We start from the raw sequence: 19,827 nt of genomic DNA on the forward strand, positions 1-19,827 counted from the left end.
GGCACTGCAGTAAAACAGTCGATTGAAACTCACGTATGATAGCGCCCTTGGATGTCGCCATCCCGCCAGACCAGCAGCTCGCCGGGCATCATGCGCACCCAGTTCTCGTTGTCGGTCAACGGCTCGGTGGCAATGACCGACACCACATCGTCGGGCGTGGTGTGTTCGGCGAAGTTCACTGCCAGTTCGGCATCAGACAGGCTCGCCCGCCCAAAGGGCGCCCGCCGGGTAATATGCGCCAGCTTGGTCGAACAATAGGTATAGAGATGCTCGCCGTCGGCGAGCAGCAGATTGAAGACGCCATATGTCCGCAGGTGCTCACATAGCCGATGCAGATACTGCCAGAGCGCTTCCGGATCGTCCGGCGGGTCGGGAAAGGCCCGACGCAGTTCGCCCATCAACCAGCAGAAGGCATGTTCGCTGTCGGTAGTTCCCACCGGCCGATAGAACGACAGGGGCAGATTCGACCATTCGCGGCTGAGCTGACCATTGTGAGCATAGCACCATGGGCGCCCCCACATTTCCCGGGTAAAGGGATGGGTGTTGGCCAGCCGCACTTCCCCGACATTGGCCTGGCGGATGTGGCTGATGACGACGTGAGACTTGATCGGATAATCGCAGATCAGGCGCGCGATCGGCGAATCGACCGACGGATGGGGGTCGCGGAAATCACGATAGCCACCGGCTTCGTAGAAGGCGATGCCCCAGCCATCCCGATGCGGGCCAGTGCCGCCACCGCGATGCAAGAACCCGGAGAAACTGAAACAGATATCGGTAGGCACATTGGCACTCATGCCAAGCAATTCACACATGTGGCTCCTCCCTTGCCTTGGTCCGTGACCGACGGCGGCGATGCCACCACCCCACGGACAATAGCCACAGCAGCAGTGCCCCGATGGCGATCCAAAGCCGCGGCTCCTTGCCATGTTTCTCGACGGCGCGCTCCACACCGGGCCAACCGGCCTGCCAGGCGTCATGGAGCCGATCCGGTACGGCATTGACCCATTCGACGAAGCGATCGGCGATATTCTCGTCGGGTTGGCTGGCCGAGGGCTCATCTGCCTCCGCGAAACGCTCGGCGGTCAATGTCGGCCCCGCCATGTCGGGCCGTCCGATCCCCACCTGGCTATCGGCATTGAGCGTCACGGTCGGCAGCATCAATTCGCGGGTCTCGCCGTCCAGAGTCACCGTTGCCACCAGGCGCAGCGGCTGGCTCGTATCGTCCTCCAGCTCGGGCAGGGACAGTCGCCAGCGGGTCTCGCTCACCGCTTCGGCCTGGAGGCGTCGCTCCTGGAAGTCACCGTGGATCTCGGTATTGCCGCGATTGAGCCGGGGGTGCTCGGCGGCCAGCACCAACTGCTGATTGCCCGGGTCATGGGCTACGCCGATGGCCGGCAGGACATTGGCGGCCTGCTCCCGCTGACGCTCGAACCCTTCGCCCTGGGCACGGAGCATCAAACGGGCATTGCCCGTCTGCGTCGGCGCCGGCAACTGCCCCTGGAAGCGGCCTTCGTCGCCGGCATCGAGCCGTACCGATGCCAGCGTCTCGCCATCATCGCCCTCGAGCGCCACGGAGAAGCGCAGGTCATCGGGCAGCGGCGTCCCGACCTCGTCATGCTCGAGCCAGGCTTCCACCGATACCGGAAAACCGCGATACAGCGTCGTCGGCAAACCCGAGGTGCGCAACCGCCAGGGCGAGGTCACGCTGATTCGGCTCTTCGCGCCTACCGGTCCTTCGAGACGCCATTCGCCGGCCTCGGGATCGGGTACGCGAATCAGGTCGAAATGCGGCTCCACCTGCCAGCGAATGTCGTCGGGAGCGGTGTCGGCGGTGTACCGGGTACCATCCGGCGCCACCAGGGTCACCGGTTCATCGTCGGGGCCGTGGAAGACCAGTGCCGAGAGATTCTCCACGCTGGGATCGATGACAAACCGGTTATCCTCTTCCAGCGGTACCTGATCGGCCGGGAAGATACGTTCGATGATGTCCAGGAAGGCACCCAGGAGACGTTCCGGCGACTTGGCCACGGCCGCCAGCCCTCCGGTGCGCTGCGCCAGTTGCTCGACCAGGGCGAGATCGGCCTCATCGGAGAAGGCGATCGCGTGCACGACCACGCCCCGATCGGCGAAACGCGGCGCCAGGCTCTCCACCAGCCGCTGCCGGGACGCCGCGTCGATGTCGGGCTTGTTGCCCAGAGACGGCGGCAAATCGATGACCCCATCGGTCATCAGAATCAGGTGCCGCCAACCGTTCGCCTCGGCCGAGGCGGCCTGGTCCAGTGCCGTCTCGATATCGGTGTACTGCTGGTAGCCCCGTAGCGCGGGCGGCAGCGCCAGTGCCCGCTCACGCCACTGGTCGGACACCTCATCCAGCGGCAGAGGGTTGTCGATTCGCTCGCCAAAGGTCCAGACGCCGGCGCTCACTCCCTCCGGCAACAGCGACACCAGAAGCTCCATGGCACTGGCCGCCAGTTGATCGGGGTCGTTGCGCTTCATGCTGCCGGAGACATCGACCACCACCCGCACGTCCGGACGCTGCTCCGGCACCTGAGCCAGAGCCGCCCCGCCCCACCCCAGGCAGCACGCCAGCAACGTCAGCGCGAAGCAGACAGACGGGATACGGCAACCGACTCTGGCCATAATGGCTCCTTAGGTCCTGTACGAAAGGTCGACCACGCTTCGTACTGGCCTTAACCGACGACCGGCTCCCGGCGCGTCTTGTCATCTCGACCGCGATCGGCACGTGACGTCGTCCCGGTCCGATCACCCTGCGAATCGCCGTTTGAGCGGCGCTTGGCCCCCCGGCCACGCCGCCACAGCAACAGGCCCAGCAGACCGCCGAGGGCCGCTGCCACCGCCACCAGCAGCAGCGCCGAGGCCATGGTGCCACCATCCTTCTCGAGGAAGGCCAAGCCGGCCACCACGACCGCCGGTGCCATGCCGGTATAGGCATCTCCTTGATCGTTCAGCGGTGTACTGAAACTGGAGGGCACCCACATCACGCCGGCCACCGCCCAGGTGATCACCAATCGCGGCAAGCGCGGCAGAAACGCCAGCCCCAGGTAGCCCGTAACGAGCACGACCAGCGACAGCGCCGCATAGCTCAGCCATAGTAGGGGAATAGAATCCGAAATCAGCATCGATACCTCGTCAACGTATGTACAAGAGCGCCCCTGGTGGCGCACCTTATTGAATTCACTCCGAGTATGGTACATCTCGCAGCATGAAAGCACAGCCGCCACATGACCGAAACGCCGATACCGGCGATCGCTCCAGCCCCGTTCAGCGCTTTCGGCGCCCCGAGGACCCCGACTGGCACTGGCTGGAACAGCGCGACGACCCCGCGGTGAAAGCCTTTCTCGAGGCCGCCAACGAGCAAGCGGATCGCTGGTTCTCTCCACTGGTGGGACTCACCGAGCGGCTCTACCACGGCCACCTGGCACGACGCGAACTGGCCGAACGCAGTCTGGCGGTTCCGCTGGACCATTTCACGATCTGGAACGAAACTGCCGCAAACGCCGATCATCCGGTTTGGTGGCGCCATCCCAACGATGCACCGCAAAACGCCGAACCCTTTCTGGACCTTCAGGCCAGGGCCCGCCACAGCGCCTTCTTCGAGATCGGCGACATGGCGCTCTCCCCCGACGAGACCTGGCTGGCCTGGACGGAGGACACCCAGGGCGACGAGACCTTCACCCTCTGGCTGCGACACCTGCCCGCGGGCGAACCGGTGCAACTCCTCGACGACATCGGCCCCGAACTCTGCTGGGCGGAAGACAGCAAGACATTGCTGTTCACGCGCTTCGACGCCACACAGCGCCCGGAGAGCATCTGGCGATTGCCGCTACAACTCACCACAGCGTCGCCAAGTGCCGCTCGCGCGACGCTGATGCTGCGCGAGACAGACCCGGAATTCTGGCTCGGGCTGGGCAAGACACGCTCCCGGGAGTGGCTGGTACTGGAGTCCGCCTCCAAGGACACCAGTGAGACCCACCTGGTTCCCGCTCGAGCCCCGACGACCCCGCCGTGGTGTTTCCGCCCTCGGGAAGCCGGTGTCGAATATGCCATCGATCACCGCCCCGGGCACTTCTATGTGCTCCACAACCGCAACGCCCCCCACTTTTGCCTCGACCGCGTCGCTGAAGCCGCACCTGACGCACAAGGCGAGACGCTGATCGCTCACCGTGACGACACCACCCTGGAAGGCGTCGACGCCTTTTCCTGGGGCCTAGTGCTCACCGAGCGCGATCACCACGAGGCCCAGGTGCGGTTACGCGTCATCGAACTCGACGCCACCCATGCCCGGTCGCGAGATACCTGGCTGCCGTTGAGCGAAACGCCCTGCAGCCTGGCGCTCGACGCCACCCCGCATTTCGACGCACGCCGCCTCAGGATGCGCGAAGAATCCTTCACCCAACCGCCGAGCTGGACGGAGTTCGACCTGGACAGCGACCAGCGCCGCCTGCTCAAGCGTCAGGCAGTCCACGGCGACCTCCAGCCCGACCAGCTGGCCTGTCAGCGCCTCTGGGCGCATTCTCACGATGGCGAACGCATTCCCGTCTCGGTGGTGATGCGAGCCGATCTCGTGGGGCATCCGCTACCGACACTGCTCCACGGCTACGGGGCCTACGGCGAGGTACTCGATGCTTGGTTCTCGGTGGCTCGCCTGGAGTTGCTGTCCCGAGGAGTGGCCTTCGCCGTCGCCCATGTGCGCGGAGGCGGCGAGCGTGGCGAACCCTGGTATCTGGCCGGCAAGCTCGCACACAAGACCAACAGCTTTCAGGACTTTCTCGCCGCCCGGGATGCCCTGGTCGATCAGGGCGTCAGCGATGGCGAACGCATCGTCGCCCATGGAGCCAGTGCCGGTGGTCTGCTGGTCGGCGCCAGCCTCAACCTGTCACCCGAGCGCTTCTGTGCGGCAGTGCTCGACGTGCCTTTCGTCGACGTCCTGCGCACCATGCTGAACCCCGAGCTGCCGCTGACCACTGCCGAATACAGCGAATGGGGCGACCCAAACGACCCGAGCGTGCGACAACGCCTCCAGGCCTACTCGCCCCTCGACAACCTCCCCGATCGCCCCTGGCCACCGGTTTTCCTGCAAGGTAGCTGGCACGATACCCGAGTCGCCTACTGGGAGCCGGCCAAGCTCTACGCCCGTCTCAGCGAACTGGCCGGCCCTGGCCATACCCCTCCGCCACTGCTGCGCACCGACATGGAGGCCGGCCACGGAGGCGCCTCCGGCCGGTTCAAGGCCTGGCATGATCATGCGCGGGAGGATGCCTTCATCCTCTGGGCGCTGGGGAAAGCATGAAGTGGGACGACAATAAGAAGGCAGAGATAAGTGGAAAGAAGCGGGAGGACAGCCGGATCGTGACAAGATGCGAGCCGTATCTTCAGGCATCTCTTGGTGCGAAGGCGACGGTGCGGACCAGCGCCGTCACTTCCTGCCCCACGACAAGCCCCAACTCGTCGTAGGACTTGCGGGTCAGGCGGGCACGTAGCGCCTGACTCCCCAGGCGCAGGTGAAGTTCGATGGTGGCGGCATCGCCAGGCGGCACCCAGGCCTGCTCGATGACCGTCACCAACTGGTTGCGATAGCTGAGCCCGGCACTCGGTGCACGCGCCAGCGCCACCTCGCGCACCGGCACGCGCAGCCGTATTCGCTGCCCCACCGGAACCGAGAGGCCGGGCACGGTCAGTACCTGGCCGTCGTCGAGCTCCAAGCGGGTCAACCCGTAAGCCTCATCGTGCGATCGGACCTCTGCCTCGAGCGGCATGGCGGCATCGAAGCCTCCCAGCGCCTCGGTAAGATCGCACCGTTCCATCAGTTCGTCCAGCTTGCCCTGGGCACGCACGCGTCCCTGCTCCATCAGGATCAGCGTATCGGCGATCTCGACCAGCTCGGCGGGTTCATGGCTGACATAGACGATAGGGATCTCGACCTCCCCGGCCAGACGCTGGATGTAGCGCAGCAGCTCACGCTTGCGCGCCCCGTCCAGGCCGGTCAATGGCTCGTCCATCAGCAGCAGGCGCGGGTCACTGAGCAATGCCCGCCCAATGGCGACACGTCGGGCCTCGCCGCCGGACAGCGTGGCCGGATAGCGCGCCAGCAGGTGATCGATACCCAGCAGGCCGACGACCGCCTCGAAGCGCGACGTCATGCGTGTGGGCATGCCGTAAGTCAGATTGCCGCTCACCCGATAGTGCGGGAACAGACGCGCCTCCTGGAAGACCACGCCGAGCTGGCGTCGATGAGCCGGTACGAAGCGGCGCGATGCGGTATCCACCAGAGTGTCACCATCCAGTGCGATGTGACCACGCACCGGCCGGTCGAGACCGGCGATCAGACGCAGCAGACTGGTCTTGCCACTGCCGGAAGCGCCGAACAGCGCCGTCACGCCGCGTCCAGGCAGCGCCAGGTCAGCCTCCAGGGAAAACTGGCCGAGACGGTGCTGCACGTTCAGGATCAAGCCGCCGGCGTGGCTCATGCGTCCCTCCCCCGGAGCCGTGCCCGCGCACGTCTGGCCAGCCATTCCGAGGCCACCAGTGAGGCCATCGCGATCACGACCGACAAGGCACAGAGTCGCGCCGCCGCCGCCTCGCCACCAGGGGTCTGGATCAACGAATAGAGCGCCAACGGCAAGGTGCGAGTCTCGCCGGGAATGTTCGAGGCGAAGGTGATGGTGGCACCGAACTCCGAGAGCGCCCGGGCAAAGGCCAGTACGGTACCGGTCAGAAGACCCGGCAGCGTCAGCGGCAAGGTGATGGTGGCAAAGACCCGCCAGCGCCCGGCGCCCAGGGTGCTGGCCGCGGCTTCCAGGCGTGGATCGACCGCTTCGAGAGAGAGCCGCAGGGCACGCACCAGCAGTGGAAAGGCCATGACACCTCCGGCCACGGCAGCGCCCTGCCAGGTGAACGGCAACCGGATTCCCCACCACTCGTCGAGCCATGTTCCCATCGCGCCCTGGCTTCCCAGCGACAGCAGCAGCAGATAGCCCACCACCACCGGCGGCAGCACCAGCGGAAGGTGCAACAGGCCATCGAGCAGCGCCTTGCCGCGAAATTCGCGACGCGCCATCAGCCAGGCCACGGCAATGCCGGGTATCAGGATCCAGGCCACAGCGACGCCCGCCACCCGCAGGCTGATCAGGATGGCCTCGGTTTCAGCATCGCTCAGCATCCATAACCTCTAGCGTGGCGTGCCTGGAAAGAAGCGTCACCTAAACCCATGCTCTGCGAAGATCGCCATGGCGTCATCGCCTTCGAGCCAGGCCCGCAGAGCCAGTGCCTGTTCAGACGGTGCTTGGCCGATGACGGCCACCGGGTAGGTAATCGGCTCGTGAGACGTCGAGGGGAACATGCCCAACGTCCTGACACCATCGCTGGCCTCGGCATCGGTGCGGTAGACCACCCCCATGGGCGCTTCGCCCCGTTCGACCAGAGCCAATGCCGCCCGCACATTATCGGCACGCGCCAGGCGCGATGCCAGCGCCTCCCACTCGCCCAGCGACTGAAGCGCTTGCCTGGCGTAGATTCCGGCCGGCACATGCGCCGGATCGCCCACGGCCAGACGTTCGTTCTCGCCGAGCCGAGCGGCCAGCGGCTCTCCCTCACCCGGAGTGAAAGGCTCGTGCTGCGTGCCCGCCGGCGCCACCAGGGCCAGACGGTTGTGGACCAGATCGGCACGCTCGCTCAGCGCCACCCCCTGCTCGCCGAGCCAGTCCATCCACTCGACATTGGCCGAGATGTAGAGCTCGGCGGGCGCCCCGTTGGCGATCTGTCGCGCCAGCGTGGACGAAGCGGCATAGACCGGCACCACATCCACATCGTGCGTTGCCTCGAAGCGCGCCACCGCCCGGTCGATGGCATCGGTCATCGAGGCTGCCGCAAACAGCTCGACCCGCTCGTTCGCCGATGCCGACATGACTACCACCAGCAACATCGGCGCCATTCCGAGCCGCCCATACCGCCCTTGTGTTTCCCGCATCGCCATCGTTCTCGTTATGTATGAATGGAAATAACGAGAACACTATAGTTCCACTGCGTGCCACGCAACAAGCTTCCCCCCTGAGGCGGTAGCGGTTTTCAGGAAGGCGAGAGACGACCGTGACAGGGTGTGACGCCGAACCTCAGGAAGCGCCAGGATCGGCACCTTCGTCAGGTGCGAGCAGGTCGAGCAGGCGCTCGGCGGCAGGCGAGGCCGCGGGCTCGAGCAGTGCCTGCAAGGCGCGATAGCGCGCCAGCAGCTCGTGGCCGGTAGGCGTCAGCCGCGCCCCGCCCCGTTGTTGGCCACCGGAGGCAGTCTCCAGGACCGGCTCGGGAAGATGGCGATTCATGGTTGCCACCAGTTGCCAGGCCTTCTTGTAGCTCATGCCGAGCTCACGGCTGGCCGAAGCGATCGAACCGGTACGCGCGATGGCATCGAGCAGGTCAGCCTTGCCGGGTCCGATGACCACATCCTTGTCGGCCACCAGCCTGAGTTGCAGGCTCGGAATCTCGTGACGGGTACGGGTCATGGGGTCCGGAGGTTAGTCGTTGACGGGGAGAATCGCGATAATATGCTCCTCGAGCTCCTCGTCGGCCACCCCGTCCGGCGGCACGGCGAAGCTGCGCACGCTGATCCCCTTGCGATGGACCCGCTCGGGGTCACCGGAAATCAAGGGATGCCAACCGGCGAGCTTGCGTCCCTCGGCCAGGCGGCGATAGGCGCAGGACCCCGGCAACCAGCTGAACGCCTCGATGCGCTCCGGCGTCAATTGCCGACAATCCGGCACTCGCTCGAAACGATGCTCATAGTCGCCGCAGCGGCAACTGCCGATATCCAGCAACTCGCAGGCCACGTTGAGCACCGCCAGGTCACCGTCATCGTCCTGGAGCTTCATCAGGCAGCATTGGCCACAGCCATCGCACAGCGCCTCCCATTCCTCGTCGGTCAATTCCTCGAGGGAAAAGCGCTCCCAGAAACGTTCTCTCATGATTCTCCCGAGCTACGCGCAACGAGGTTCGAGGTGACAAGCGGCGAGTTCTGGTTCTCGCATCTCGCCGCTTGTGCCTTCCTTCTTTCCTCTTATCTCTTGCCACTTCCCACTTCAGTACTTCGCTTGCGTCGGCGCACGATAGAGATCCAGCAGATACTCTTCCTTGGCCGGCGGCAACTGCAAGTAGTAGCCCTTTTCCTGAATGGCCGCCATGATGGCGCTCCCCGTGGTACGGGCCAGTTGCTTATCGGGAGTGAGCAGCAGGGTCATGGCCGATCTCGGCTCCCCGAAGCGCTCGAGCAAGGCGTCGGGCACTTCGGTCAGCCCCTGGGTCTTGTCCACGAAGAGATACATCTCCTCCTTGCGTGGGCTCTTGAAGACCTCGCACAACAGTTTGCCCTTGAAGTAGGTCATGACGACGTTTCCGATGTTTCGTGATGGGCTATTCCATGAAGCGCCGTCTCGAGCGCCTCGGCAAGCCGCTCGCCTCGCCAGCCTTCGGGCATGGGCAGTGGCTCATCCCGCAGCGAGGCACTGACCAGCGCTTCGAGATCGCGGCGACGCAACAATACTTCCGGTGCCAGGCCCAAGGCCTCGGCCTCACGACCGACCACTTTCTTGAGCGCCTTGTAGCGCTTCTTGAAGGCGGCATCCATCGGTGACCAGGGCGGCGTCGGCAGTTCGTCTTCCGCCAGGTGACGCGCCTCGCGCACCAGCGCCAGCAGGGCGTCGCCCTCGCGCTTGACCAATGGCGGCTTCATGCCCTCCACGCCGGCCAGTTCGAAGCGATTCTCGGGCATGCGCTCGGCGATGCCGTAGAGCAGCTTGTCGCTGGCCAGCCAGCCACGAGGCAAGTCGCGGCGCCTAACCTCGCCCTCACGCCAGATGGTGAGCCGCCGATACGCCTCGATCTGGCGGGGCGAGAGTCGCCATAACTGGCGCTGACGCAGATACCACTGGCCGTCGCTTTCTTCACCGCGTGCGGCCTGATCGACCAGCTTCCGGCATTCTTCTTCCAGCCAGGCCAGCCGACCGTGACGTTCCAGCGATTCGCGCTGAGCCCGCCAGACCGACAGCAGATAGATCACATCGAGGGCGGCATAGGTCTTCTGTGCCTCGCTCAACGGACGCTCCAGCCAGTTCGAGCGCGTTTCGTCCTTGGGCAGGGTTTCACCGACCCAGAACTCGACCAGCTTCTGGTAGCCCATCGAAGGCACTTCGCCGAGCAGCGACTGGGCAATCTGGGTATCCACCAGCGGCGTTACCGTCACGCCTGCCCAGTGGATGAAGACTTCCAGATCCTCGCTGGACGCATGCAGCAGTTTCAGCGGCCCCTCGCCGAGCAGACGACGAAAGGCATCGGTGCAGGCCAACACGGTCGGATCGACCAGATAAGCTGCACCACCCACGCAGAACTGGATCAGGGCGGGAACGGGATGAAAGGTCTTCTCGCGGAAGAACTCGGTGTCCAGGGCGATGACCTCGGCCTCGGCCACCTCGGCGCAGGCCTCGTCCAGGGCCTCGGGCGTGTCGATCCAGCGAATCTCGGGAGTCAGGGGCATGCGGGGTTCCGGTGGAAAAATGATGTCACTCGCTCTCGAAGGGCAAGCGACCATTGAAGGCACGACTCAGGGTGCCGCCATCGACGTATTCCAGCTCTCCCCCCATGGGCACGCCGTAGGCGAGCCTCGACAGCTTCACCCCTCGAGGCCCCAACTGGGAGGCGATGTAATGGGCAGTGGCCTCCCCCTCCACGGTGGGATTGGTCGCCAGGATCACTTCCTCGACGCCATCCTCGGCCACCCGGGTATCGAGCTGGTCGAGTCCGATGTCCTCGGGGCCGATGCCATCCAGCGGCGAAAGATGGCCATGCAGCACGAAATAGCGGCCCCGGTATCCCCCGGCCTCTTCGATGGCCAGCAGGTCGGCGGGCGACTCCACCACGCACAGCACGCTGTCGTCGCGTCGACCACTTTCGCACAGCGCGCAGACCGTCTCTTCGGTCAGGGTACGGCAACGCTGGCAATAGCCGACCTCCTCGAGAGCCACGCCCAGCACCTCGACCAGGCGACGACCGCCATCGCGATCACGCTCGAGCAGATGCATGGCCATGCGTTGGGCGGTCTTGGGGCCTACGCCGGGCAGCACCCGAAAGGCCTCCATCAACCGATCGACCAGAGGGGAAAAGCTCATACGGTGTCTAGATCCAGAGTTAAGAAGCGACGACTCAAATGCCAGTCACCCAGCATGACGCGCGCGCTCACAACGCAGCACTGAGTGCAGGATGATGCTCACCCCTGATGCAAGAACCTTCACAAAGGTGACGAGCGACGGCCAGGCTAGGCGAAATTAGCGGAAAAAGCGGAATTTAGCAGCGCTAAATGAGCACTTTGACGCTAAGTTCAACACCGCATGGCCGAGCGCAGTCCTTTGCAAGCATTTAGAAAGGCATCTTGAAACCTGGCGGCAGATTCATCCCCGCCGTGGCTTCTTCCATCAGCTCCTTGGAGCTGGCTTCGACCTTGCGCACGGCATCGTTGACCGCGGCGGCGAGCAGGTCCTCGAGCAGTTCCTTGTCTTCTTCCATGACGCTCGGGTCGATGTCCACCGAGATCACGTCGTGGCGACCGTTCATGGTCACCTTGATCATGCCGGCCCCGGCTTCGCCCTGGACCTCGGCCTTGGCGACCTCCTCCTGGGCCTTCTGCATCTTGTCCTGCATTTCCTGGGCCTGCTTCATCAGGTTGCCCATTCCACCCTTCATCATGGCGGTATCCTCGTCTCGTGATTTATCGACGCCAGTGGCGATACCTCGCCCTCGGCGCTCGTTGTCTCAATTCGGCAGTGCATTTCCGTGACGCACGGCTTCCGTAGCGCACGGCGTTCAACCCTGGGCGTGCTCGCTCGACGGTTTGACCGAGGCTTCGATCAGACGTGCCCCGAATGCCTGCTGCAACTGTTTAACATGGGGATCGGCCTTCAAGGCGTCAACCGCCTGGGCATGGCGCTCGGCGGCGAGCCGTTCGGCGCGCTGCCGGGGCGTTTCGATCGACTCGGGCAAGTCACCGTCGGTGATCACCAGTCGCCGGTCGAAGCCCGCTCCCGCCAGGGCCTCCCGAATTCGCTCCACATGCACGTCGGCCTGCATGGCAGCCTGGGAGGGATCCAGCCGCAGGTGAAGGGTCTCGCCGTCATCGTGGTCGACCATGCAGTGAGCTGCCAGATTGCGCGTGAGTCCGGAAAGCGCCAGGTTATCGAAGTTCGCCAGCCAGGCATCATGGCTCAAGGCATCGCCAGTCGCGACAGGCTCGTCGGCCGTTGTCGACGCTGCCTCCCCTTCTCTCTCGGCAGGCAGCGGGGCTGCGTCCTCGGCGTCGGCGACTGCCGGTTCGCCATCGACCTCAGGGGCCGGCGCAACGGCCGGCGTCATGTCATCGGACACAACGGCCTCGGCGCCTTCGCTTTGTCCCATCTCCGGTACGGTGCTCTCCGCCGGCTCAGCCGCCACTGGCGCCTCAAAGGAGGTTCGGTTAGCGGGCATGTCTTCCCATGGTGGCGTCGAGGCCTGTGGCGGCGGTTCACTCGGCGTCGGCTCGTCGGGCGGCGCGGCTGCCGTTGCCAAAGCGGGTTCAGGCGCCGCCTCGGGTTCCCGTGCACTCGACACTCCCGCGGAAGGTGCCGGAGCCGACGCTTCAGCGCTGGCGGGCGCCCCCCCCTGCTCACCGGCAGGTGTGGCGGAAGGCGAGCCGCCTTCACTCCCCCCGGCGCCACCGGCGCTCTCGCCACGCATCGGCAGCGGCGTCCTGGCGGGCTTGGGAACGCCCTGGGGCCGGAAGGCCAGCATGCGCAGCAGGGTCATCTCCAGCGCGGTGCGCAAGTCTGGCGCGTGGCCCATGTCGCCGCGCCCTTGCACGCCGATCTGGTAATAGAGCTGGATGTCCTCGGCCGTGAAGCGTGCCGCCAGTGCCAGCAGGTCATCCCGGTCGCCATGCCCGTTGTCCAGGGCATCCGGCACCATCTGGGCGATCGCCAGCCGATGGAGGATGGCGGTGACATCGTCGAGCACGGCAGCAAAATCCGGCCCCTGTTCGGCCAACGAGGCGACCTCGGCCAGTACCCGAGCAGCGTCCACATCAGCCAGGGCCTCGATCAGCGCCAGCACATGGCGATGGTCCAGGGTGCCGAGCATGGCCGCCACATCGGCATGGTGAATCTCGCCCTGCCCGAAGGCGATGGCCTGGTCGGTGAGACTCATGGCGTCGCGCATCGAGCCCTCGGCTGCCTTGCCCAGCAGCCACAGCGCACTCTCCTCGAATGGCACGGATTCGGCCTCGAGCACCATCGAGAGATGGCCAACGATGCGCTCCGGCGGCATGTGCTTGAGGGTGAACTGCAGGCAGCGCGACAGCACCGTAGGTGGCAGTTTCTGCGGATCGGTGGTCGCCAGCAGGAACTTCACGTGGGGCGGAGGCTCTTCCAGGGTCTTCAGCAGGGCGTTGAAACTGCTGGTCGACAGCATGTGCACCTCGTCGATGAGATACACCTTGTAACGCCCCTGGGTCGGCGCGTACTGCACGTTGTCGAGCAGCTCGCGCGTATCCTCGACCTTGGTGCGCGAGGCGGCATCGACCTCGAGCAGATCGACGAACCGCCCCTGGTCGATGGCCTGGCAGTTCGCGCATTGCCCACACGGCTGCGAGGTCACGCCCTCGTCGCCCGAGCCACCCGCCGTGCAGTTCAGGCACTTAGCCAGAATCCGTGCCAGGGTGGTCTTGCCCACGCCTCGCGTACCGGTGAACAGGTAGGCATGATGCAGCCGCCCCTGGTCCAGGGCGTTGACCAGCGCGCGCTGGACATGCTCCTGCCCGACCAGTTCATGGAAGGTGCGCGGCCGCCACTTGCGGGCCAGTACCTGATAGCTCATGCGGCTCGGAATCCTTGCAGCTGGGCCGGCTGGCAGCCGGAAACGTCTGATTCGCCGATTACGGCGAATCCTCTGGATGGTCGGCTCATTCTACCGGGTGGCGACCGGGGCGCAAAGTCGCGGCAAGGGCCGGCGCTTTCATGCCGATCACTCGGAAGCCGCCGCTCTGCCCTCGAAGCCACTCAGCACGTTGACGACGTTGATGCCGATCTCCTCCACCGCGTAGCCGCCCTCGAGCAGGAAGGTCGTCGGCAGCCCCAGTCCGGCCAGGCGGCGGCCGACCTCGGTGAAATCGTCACTGGTCAGCTTGAATTCGCTGATCGGATCATTCTCGAAGGCATCCACGCCGAGCGAGACGACCAGCAGTTCGCAGCCGGCGGCGCGGATGCGTTCCAGGGCATCGTCCAGGGCGCCGGCCCAGGCCGCGAAGTCGGTGCCCGGCGGCAGCGGATAGTTGACATTGAAGCCCTTGCCCTTGCCGCAACCGATCTCCTCGGCATGACCGAGAAAATACGGGAAGCATTGACGCGGATCGCCATGCAACGACAGGAAGAGCACATCATCGCGCTCGTAGAAGATCTGCTGAGTGCCGTTGCCATGGTGGAAATCGATATCCAGCACCGCCACCCGGCTAAGCCCGTGATCCAGCGCGTACTGGGCGGCAATGGCTGCATTGTTGAAGAAGCAGTAGCCACCGAACTGGTCGGTGGCGGCATGATGGCCCGGCGGGCGACACAGTCCGAATGCCGGCTCGCCGGTGGTCAGGCTGTGGCGTACCGCGGACAGGGCGATGTCCTTGCTTGCCTGGGCCGCCTCGAAGGTGCCCTCGCAGATCGAGGTGTCTGCCGAAAGTGCATAGTGGCCAAGCCGCCCATCGAGGTGGTCGGGCAGGATCTCGCCCGGCATGGTACGCGTCGGCCAGATCCAGGCGATCGCCTCGCCCTGGCGCCCCTGGGAGCGCCATTCGTCCCAGCACCCGGCCAGGAAGTCCACATAGCCGCGATCATGAATGGCCAGAACCGGCGCGAGTCCGAAAGCATCGGGCTCGCGCACCTCACCAAGCCTTGAGGCATGCACGTGTTCGAGTACCAGATCGACGCGCTCTGGGCACTCGTAAGGCGTCACCAGAACGCCACCGTCCAGCTCGGTACGGGCACGACGTTGCTGGGTGGCGGCGGTGTGGAAAGTCAACATCGGCGTATCGGTTCCTTGAGCATCTCAGAGGGCTGACAGGATATCAGGAAGCTACCGCCTGCTGTTCCAGCTCGCGCTTGAGCGAATCATCGAGCCCCAGGGCGGAGGCCAACTGATCGAGCCAGGCACGCTCCATGGGGTTGTCGTCGTCGATCACCGCAACGCTGACCAGATACATTTCGCGGGCCGCCTGGGGAGAATCCGCCTGTCGCGCCAGGGCCAGCGCATCGAGCGGCGCGGCAAGCTGGCGTTCCACCCAGTCGTGCAGCTCGTCATCGGCGCCCATCTCGTCGATCTGCTCGGTGAGCATGGCCCGCTCACGCTCGTCGATATGCCCATCGGCGCGCGCCGCCATGATCATCGCCTGCAGCAACTCCAGGCTACGCTGCTCCTGCTGGTTACCCTCGAGACGATCCATGGGCTTGCCTTCACGCGCTTCATCCCCCGCATCGCCACCTCGGGAATTCTGCCAGGCCTTCCAGGCCAGCATGCCGACACCGGCGATAGCACCGTACTTGAGCGCCTTGCCGCCCATCTTGCGCCCTCGCTTGGAGCCGATCAGCATGCCCAGGGCGCCACCGCCCAATAGCTGCTTCGGGTCGAAACCGCCCTTTTGTCCACGACTCTGGCCACTGCCGCCACCCAACTGGGACGACAGGCTATCGACCATGCCCTTGAGGTCTGTCCCCCCCGACCCGGAGCCGCCGCTGCCGGCTTGTTTCATCAACTGATCGAGAATGCGCTTGGCGTTCATCCTGGTCTCCTTGTCGCCTTCGCCACTGCCTTGGATGATCGGCTCGCCACTTCGTTTCATCAAGCCATAAATGCACGAGCCGAATCGGCCACGAGCGGGCGGTGTGGGGATGACGAAGAAAGAGAAGGAGCAGTAGCGCAGGAAGCCGGATGAAAAGAGAAAAGAATGGACGAAAGGAAGGAATGCAGAGAAGGGCAGGAGTGGAAAGAGACAGAACGGGAAGCATATGGCTCCCAGACCAGCCAGAATGGAGGCAGCCCCGACAGCCACATCCCGGCACACGCGTCCATCACTACCGTTGCTCCCTTCCGGGCCTGGCGGGGTTCGCGATCTAGCGTTGCGGGAGGACCGACGGGGCCACCACAGACGACACTTTTTGCTGTCGAACTCGAAGGCGATCAAGTGCCTATCGAGCGGCGCGCACTATAACAAGCGTGCCGGCTGCGAGCAAGCGTCGTTGGCCCCGCGCGCACCGTTGATGCCGGATCCCCTGGCCACCCTCCGATTCGGCTATGCTGAACTCATGAGCGTGCGGCCATTCTTGAGTCGGCACGTTGTCGCTTGCACCAAGGAGGTGTCTATGCAGAAGGACCCCGACAAGGGCTACATCGCCCTGCTGGGCTGGAGCCTGAACGCCATTGAGGCCGCCGAGAATTTCGACCGCCGGTATGTGGTCGTGGCACCGGACTGGGCAGCGGAATACTGTCAGCAGCACGACCTGCCCTATGTTTCCTGGAACTTCGAGCGCTTGAACGACCGCTCCATGGAAATCGCCGAAACGCTCAAGGGGATGGGCGTTGACGTCGCCATCCCCCTGTACGAGGAAACGGTGGAATGGGCCGGCGCCATCAATTCGGTACTGCTCGACAACCCGCGGCTCTATGGCCAGTCGCTGTTGCTGCGCGACAAGGCGCTGATGAAACGACGCGCACAGCTTGGCGGCATCCGCGTCGGCATCTTCGAGGAAGCCCATGACAAGGACGACGTCATCCGCTTTCTCAAGCGGGTCAACCAGACACTGCTCAAGCTCGACGGCGACCCCAACGATCCCATCCACCTCAAGGCCTTCGACAAGGCTGGCTGCCTGGGCCACCGAGTGATTCGCACTCCCGATGAGGTCGATACCATCCCGGACGAGGAGTTTCCGGTCTTGATGGAGTCCCACCTGGATGGCTGGGAGTTCGCCGTCGAAGCCTGGATCCACAACGGCAAGATCGCCTTTCTCAATATCTCCGAGTACGTGACCCTGGGCTATTCGGTGTTCGTGCCGGCCTCCCCCGAGCTGGAGCGCTATCGCCCGCAGATCACCGCCCAGATCGAGAAGCTGATCAAGGCGTTCGATATCGAATTCGGCCTGATACACCCGGAATACTTCGTCACCAGCGACGGCGAGATGTATTTCGGAGAGGTCGCGTATCGACCGCCCGGTTTCAAGGTCTTCGAGCTCCTCGAGCGCGTCTATGGGTTCAACGCCTACCAGGCCAGCATGCTCGTCTTCGACCCCAACACCACCCCCGAAGAGGTTGCCGCCTTCTTTCCGAAAGAGGTCGTCGACGCCAATGGCTATGCCGGCTGCTTCGGCGTCTATCCGCGCCTGCGGGTCGTCAGCCGCCTGGAAATTCCCGAGGAAGTGGAAGATCACCCCTATTTCGAGTCTCACGAACTCACGCCGCCCTTGCAGGAAACCGTCACCAAACGCACCGCTTTCGGCACTCACTGGGGCTTGACCTACTTCAAGGGCGACGACCCCCATCGCCTGCGCGACCTGCTCAAGACGCTGGAAGAACTTGATTTCTATGTCTGAACAGAGCGTCATGTCGAAAATCGACGACCGGGAGTCCGCGTGACGACGCAATCGAATCACCCCCAGAACGGCGAGCCGCCCGATAATGACGGCAAGCTCGCCGCCGTGCTGGGCAAGTTGGATGACGCCATCGGGCAATTGGCCGAGGCGCCGGACTTCGCCAAGCCCGGCAAGCTGCCTCAGGTACTGGACACGGCCCGCCGGGCGATGATGCAGGACGGCGGGTGCGCGGCGGTGGAGCCACGCGCCGTGGAAATGGAAGCGGCAGGCATTTTCCAGGGCTCCGACTGGGCCACGCCACAGTTCCTGCTGCCGTCATTGACCGTTCAGGCATTGCAGAGCCCCGACCCGAACACCGTGGTGGTCGAGGCCCTGAGCGAGCTGCGCCTGTTGCCCGTGGCCAAGGGCGAGACACGTCATGCGCTGATTTCCACCGAACAGGCGCATCATTACCTGACCCAGGTGATGGCCCTTAACCTGTCGTTGCTGTTCGGCGCTCCCACCGAGTCGGAGCGCGCCACCCAGGGGCGACTGGCCAACCTGCCCCGCCAGCTGTTCCAGCACCTGGCGACACGCATCGGTTATGAACACATCATCGACAGGCTGATCGAAGAAATCTGGCGCATTCTCAACCAGCGGCCAATCCAGGTCGAGCCGGTCAAGCGAATGATCACGCAGATCGCGATCTGTCAGGCCGATCCCGCCATCGACCTGGGCGCCAGCGGGCAGGGAGCCGACCGACTCGTCAGTTCCCTGTTCGGCCCCACCCAGGCCTGTCGCGAGGATCCCGGTCTCGACACCTATCGTGAACGCCTGGAGAGCATGGACGCCACCGCCCTGCAGGCGGAGGCCACCGGCTTCGCACGGGCCATGCATGACACCGGCCTGGTGTCGCCGTATCACCCTGTATTGCTGCTCCATCTCACCGACCACAGCGACCATCTGCTGGCCGAGGCGCTGGGGCTCTCCGCCACGGGACGCGATGGCCTGCTCTGCTATCAGGAACTGGTACGCGCCCTGATCCGCGACGCCATCCTGCCGGAAACGGCCCAGGCAGCCTACGGCCTGGCCTTGCTGCTCGAGCGTGGCATCCTCTATCAACCCCCGGTGGCACCGGCCATGTGGCGCCAGCTCAGCCTGCCGCTTTCGGAATGGTCACAGGCGCGCCTCAACCTGGCCTACGGCGAGACCGTCTCACCACGCGCCAGACTCCTGGAAGGCGTGCTCTGCATGCTCGGGCAGCCGCTCGGGGTCGGTCAGGGCAACAACCCGACCTGCCAATCGGCTCGGGCACTGTCGATGTGGGCCTATAACGACCCTGACTACCTGTTGCAGATGGTGGCCTGGGCGGCCCGGGACGATGAGATCATCATGCACTTCGAAGGCCAGCCTATCTCATCGATGGCGAGCCTTTCCGGCGTGGCCAGCGAATTGCCCATGGACCTCGACCCGGTTTCCCTGATCGTGGTACCCCACCTGGACCGCATCTATGCCGAAATGGGCCGGCGCTGCATCGGCCGGGAGGGCGACCCCCACCGCTGGGTCAACCCTGAGTTCCATGGCTGGTGGTCGGGACGCGGCTTTCGCATCAACGTCGATGTGGCCAGCGGGCAGCTCCACGAACTGGACGCCTTTCTGCGCCACTTCTATGCCAGCTACCATCCCGACTACAACGGCAACCAGCCACTGATTCACCCCCAGCCGGCGGGTATTGCCGTGACCGACAGCGCCGCCCGTTTCATCGGCTGGCATGCCATCACCATTTTGCGTGCCGGAATCGATCCAGAAGGCATCACGCGCGTCTACTTCTACAATCCCAACAACGACAGTGGCCAGAACTGGGGCGATGGCGTCAAGGTCAGCACCTCCGGCCGTGGCGAGCGCTTCGGCGAAGCTTCGCTCCCCTTCGACCAGTTCGCCTCCCGACTCTACATTTTCCATCACGACCCACTGGAACGCGGCGAACTGGCCCAGGTTCCTCAAGAAGAGCTCGACCGCGTCATCGGCCACATCGAGCGCAGCTGGGGCGCTGATCGCCTGCCGCCGGCGGGGCTGCAAGCTTCTCGGGGTAGCGCTCCGCCGTGATGGTCACGCCCCGGTGTCCGCCGGACATCGGGGCCCACGTGGTCCGATGCGGCCGCTCGTTATGTCATAATGATGCTTTTCTCGCTGC

At 64.7% G+C, this 19,827-nt stretch carries 18 protein-coding genes and 1 other RNA gene; 3 read left to right on the forward strand and 16 right to left on the reverse strand.

Translation table 11 applies throughout. The annotated features are described in order from the left end of the window. Window positions 1-29: 29 nt before the first annotated feature. From A9O65_RS06800 to A9O65_RS06810, 3 genes are read right to left on the reverse strand one after another with little or no spacing between them, the layout of a single operon-like run. Entirely contained in the window at window positions 30-812 is a 783-nt protein-coding gene (locus tag A9O65_RS06800) for a class II glutamine amidotransferase (RefSeq protein WP_064698712.1), read from the reverse strand. Further along, window positions 805-2,640, reverse strand: coding sequence for a vWA domain-containing protein (locus A9O65_RS06805; RefSeq protein ID WP_064701731.1), 1,836 nt, complete (start codon window positions 2,638-2,640; stop codon window positions 805-807). The genes A9O65_RS06800 and A9O65_RS06805 overlap by 8 nt, the downstream gene beginning before the upstream one ends. 50 nt (window positions 2,641-2,690) lie before the next feature. Next, entirely contained in the window at window positions 2,691-3,140 is a 450-nt protein-coding gene (locus A9O65_RS06810; RefSeq protein ID WP_064698714.1) for a hypothetical protein, read from the reverse strand. Window positions 3,141-3,223: 83 nt separating this feature from the next. Here A9O65_RS06810 and A9O65_RS06815 point away from each other — a divergent pair, with 83 nt between their 5' ends. Then, entirely contained in the window at window positions 3,224-5,311 is a 2,088-nt protein-coding gene (locus A9O65_RS06815; protein ID WP_064701732.1) for a S9 family peptidase, read from the forward strand. An 82-nt stretch (window positions 5,312-5,393) separates the two neighbouring features. Here A9O65_RS06815 and modC read toward each other — a convergent pair whose 3' ends face one another. The 13 genes from modC to ffs all read right to left on the reverse strand — a co-directional run bounded on the left by modC (window position 5,394) and on the right by ffs (window position 16,204). Continuing rightward, window positions 5,394-6,488, reverse strand: coding sequence for a molybdenum ABC transporter ATP-binding protein (gene modC, locus A9O65_RS06820; RefSeq protein WP_064701733.1), 1,095 nt, complete (start codon window positions 6,486-6,488; stop codon window positions 5,394-5,396). Further along, entirely contained in the window at window positions 6,485-7,180 is a 696-nt protein-coding gene (gene modB / locus A9O65_RS06825) for a molybdate ABC transporter permease subunit (RefSeq protein ID WP_064698717.1), read from the reverse strand. Before modB ends, modC begins: the two co-directional genes overlap by 4 nt. Window positions 7,181-7,216: 36 nt before the next feature. Continuing rightward, window positions 7,217-7,987, reverse strand: a complete 771-nt coding sequence (modA, locus tag A9O65_RS06830) for a molybdate ABC transporter substrate-binding protein (protein ID WP_082920140.1) — start codon at window positions 7,985-7,987, stop codon at window positions 7,217-7,219. 142 nt (window positions 7,988-8,129) lie between these two features. Beyond that, window positions 8,130-8,516 (reverse strand): winged helix-turn-helix domain-containing protein, encoded by a 387-nt coding sequence (locus A9O65_RS06835; RefSeq protein WP_064698719.1) that lies wholly within the window; start codon window positions 8,514-8,516, stop codon window positions 8,130-8,132. A 12-nt stretch (window positions 8,517-8,528) separates the two neighbouring features. Next, on the reverse strand, window positions 8,529-8,975 hold the full coding sequence (locus A9O65_RS06840) for a YcgN family cysteine cluster protein (RefSeq protein ID WP_064701735.1): 447 nt from the start codon (window positions 8,973-8,975) through the stop codon (window positions 8,529-8,531). Window positions 8,976-9,089: 114 nt separating this feature from the next. Beyond that, window positions 9,090-9,392 (reverse strand): YcgL domain-containing protein, encoded by a 303-nt coding sequence (locus A9O65_RS06845; protein WP_064698721.1) that lies wholly within the window; start codon window positions 9,390-9,392, stop codon window positions 9,090-9,092. After that, complete coding sequence (rnd, locus tag A9O65_RS06850) at window positions 9,389-10,540, reverse strand: ribonuclease D (RefSeq protein WP_064701736.1); 1,152 nt, start codon at window positions 10,538-10,540, stop codon at window positions 9,389-9,391. The genes A9O65_RS06845 and rnd overlap by 4 nt, the downstream gene beginning before the upstream one ends. A gap of 25 nt (window positions 10,541-10,565) precedes the next feature. Next, window positions 10,566-11,171 (reverse strand): recombination mediator RecR, encoded by a 606-nt coding sequence (gene recR / locus A9O65_RS06855; protein WP_064698723.1) that lies wholly within the window; start codon window positions 11,169-11,171, stop codon window positions 10,566-10,568. Window positions 11,172-11,418: 247 nt separating this feature from the next. Continuing rightward, window positions 11,419-11,745 carry a YbaB/EbfC family nucleoid-associated protein gene (locus tag A9O65_RS06860; RefSeq protein ID WP_041601939.1) on the reverse strand — a complete coding sequence of 109 codons (327 nt, stop codon included), beginning with the start codon at window positions 11,743-11,745 and terminating at the stop codon, window positions 11,419-11,421. A 117-nt stretch (window positions 11,746-11,862) separates the two neighbouring features. Continuing rightward, window positions 11,863-13,902, reverse strand: a complete 2,040-nt coding sequence (gene dnaX, locus A9O65_RS06865; protein ID WP_064701737.1) for a DNA polymerase III subunit gamma/tau — start codon at window positions 13,900-13,902, stop codon at window positions 11,863-11,865. Between the two features lie 147 nt (window positions 13,903-14,049). Next, entirely contained in the window at window positions 14,050-15,096 is a 1,047-nt protein-coding gene (locus tag A9O65_RS06870) for a histone deacetylase family protein (RefSeq protein WP_064701738.1), read from the reverse strand. A 43-nt stretch (window positions 15,097-15,139) separates the two neighbouring features. After that, window positions 15,140-15,850 (reverse strand): tellurite resistance TerB family protein, encoded by a 711-nt coding sequence (locus A9O65_RS06875; RefSeq protein WP_064698726.1) that lies wholly within the window; start codon window positions 15,848-15,850, stop codon window positions 15,140-15,142. 257 nt (window positions 15,851-16,107) lie between these two features. After that, window positions 16,108-16,204, reverse strand: an RNA gene (gene ffs, locus A9O65_RS06880) — signal recognition particle sRNA small type. A 226-nt stretch (window positions 16,205-16,430) separates the two neighbouring features. Between ffs and A9O65_RS06885 the strand changes: the two genes are divergently transcribed. Together A9O65_RS06885 and A9O65_RS06890 are read left to right on the forward strand one after the other, a co-directional pair. Continuing rightward, the gene (locus tag A9O65_RS06885; RefSeq protein WP_064698727.1) at window positions 16,431-17,654 is read left to right on the forward strand and encodes an ATP-grasp domain-containing protein; all 1,224 of its coding nucleotides are present in this window, start codon (window positions 16,431-16,433) and stop codon (window positions 17,652-17,654) included. A 39-nt stretch (window positions 17,655-17,693) separates the two neighbouring features. After that, window positions 17,694-19,739, forward strand: a complete 2,046-nt coding sequence (locus A9O65_RS06890; RefSeq protein WP_064698728.1) for a hypothetical protein — start codon at window positions 17,694-17,696, stop codon at window positions 19,737-19,739. Window positions 19,740-19,827 lie beyond the last annotated feature (88 nt).

The sequence above is a fragment of the Halomonas caseinilytica genome (assembly GCF_001662305.1).
Classification (GTDB): domain Bacteria; phylum Pseudomonadota; class Gammaproteobacteria; order Pseudomonadales; family Halomonadaceae; genus Halomonas; species Halomonas caseinilytica.

Bases quoted from the DNA above. Each gene is read 5' to 3' on its own strand.
- A9O65_RS06800 (WP_064698712.1), bottom strand. From the start codon at position 812: ATGTGTGAATTGCTTGGCATGAGTGCCAATGTGCCTACCGATATCTGT.
- A9O65_RS06805 (WP_064701731.1), bottom strand. From the start codon at position 2,640: ATGGCCAGAGTCGGTTGCCGTATCCCGTCTGTCTGCTTCGCGCTGACG.
- A9O65_RS06810 (WP_064698714.1), bottom strand. From the start codon at position 3,140: ATGCTGATTTCGGATTCTATTCCCCTACTATGGCTGAGCTATGCGGCG.
- A9O65_RS06815 (WP_064701732.1), top strand. From the start codon at position 3,224: ATGAAAGCACAGCCGCCACATGACCGAAACGCCGATACCGGCGATCGC.
- modC (WP_064701733.1), bottom strand. From the start codon at position 6,488: ATGAGCCACGCCGGCGGCTTGATCCTGAACGTGCAGCACCGTCTCGGC.
- modB (WP_064698717.1), bottom strand. From the start codon at position 7,180: ATGCTGAGCGATGCTGAAACCGAGGCCATCCTGATCAGCCTGCGGGTG.
- modA (WP_082920140.1), bottom strand. From the start codon at position 7,987: ATGCGGGAAACACAAGGGCGGTATGGGCGGCTCGGAATGGCGCCGATG.
- A9O65_RS06835 (WP_064698719.1), bottom strand. From the start codon at position 8,516: ATGACCCGTACCCGTCACGAGATTCCGAGCCTGCAACTCAGGCTGGTG.
- A9O65_RS06840 (WP_064701735.1), bottom strand. From the start codon at position 8,975: ATGAGAGAACGTTTCTGGGAGCGCTTTTCCCTCGAGGAATTGACCGAC.
- A9O65_RS06845 (WP_064698721.1), bottom strand. From the start codon at position 9,392: ATGACCTACTTCAAGGGCAAACTGTTGTGCGAGGTCTTCAAGAGCCCA.
- rnd (WP_064701736.1), bottom strand. From the start codon at position 10,540: ATGCCCCTGACTCCCGAGATTCGCTGGATCGACACGCCCGAGGCCCTG.
- recR (WP_064698723.1), bottom strand. From the start codon at position 11,171: ATGAGCTTTTCCCCTCTGGTCGATCGGTTGATGGAGGCCTTTCGGGTG.
- A9O65_RS06860 (WP_041601939.1), bottom strand. From the start codon at position 11,745: ATGATGAAGGGTGGAATGGGCAACCTGATGAAGCAGGCCCAGGAAATG.
- dnaX (WP_064701737.1), bottom strand. From the start codon at position 13,902: ATGAGCTATCAGGTACTGGCCCGCAAGTGGCGGCCGCGCACCTTCCAT.
- A9O65_RS06870 (WP_064701738.1), bottom strand. From the start codon at position 15,096: ATGTTGACTTTCCACACCGCCGCCACCCAGCAACGTCGTGCCCGTACC.
- A9O65_RS06875 (WP_064698726.1), bottom strand. From the start codon at position 15,850: ATGAACGCCAAGCGCATTCTCGATCAGTTGATGAAACAAGCCGGCAGC.
- A9O65_RS06885 (WP_064698727.1), top strand. From the start codon at position 16,431: ATGCAGAAGGACCCCGACAAGGGCTACATCGCCCTGCTGGGCTGGAGC.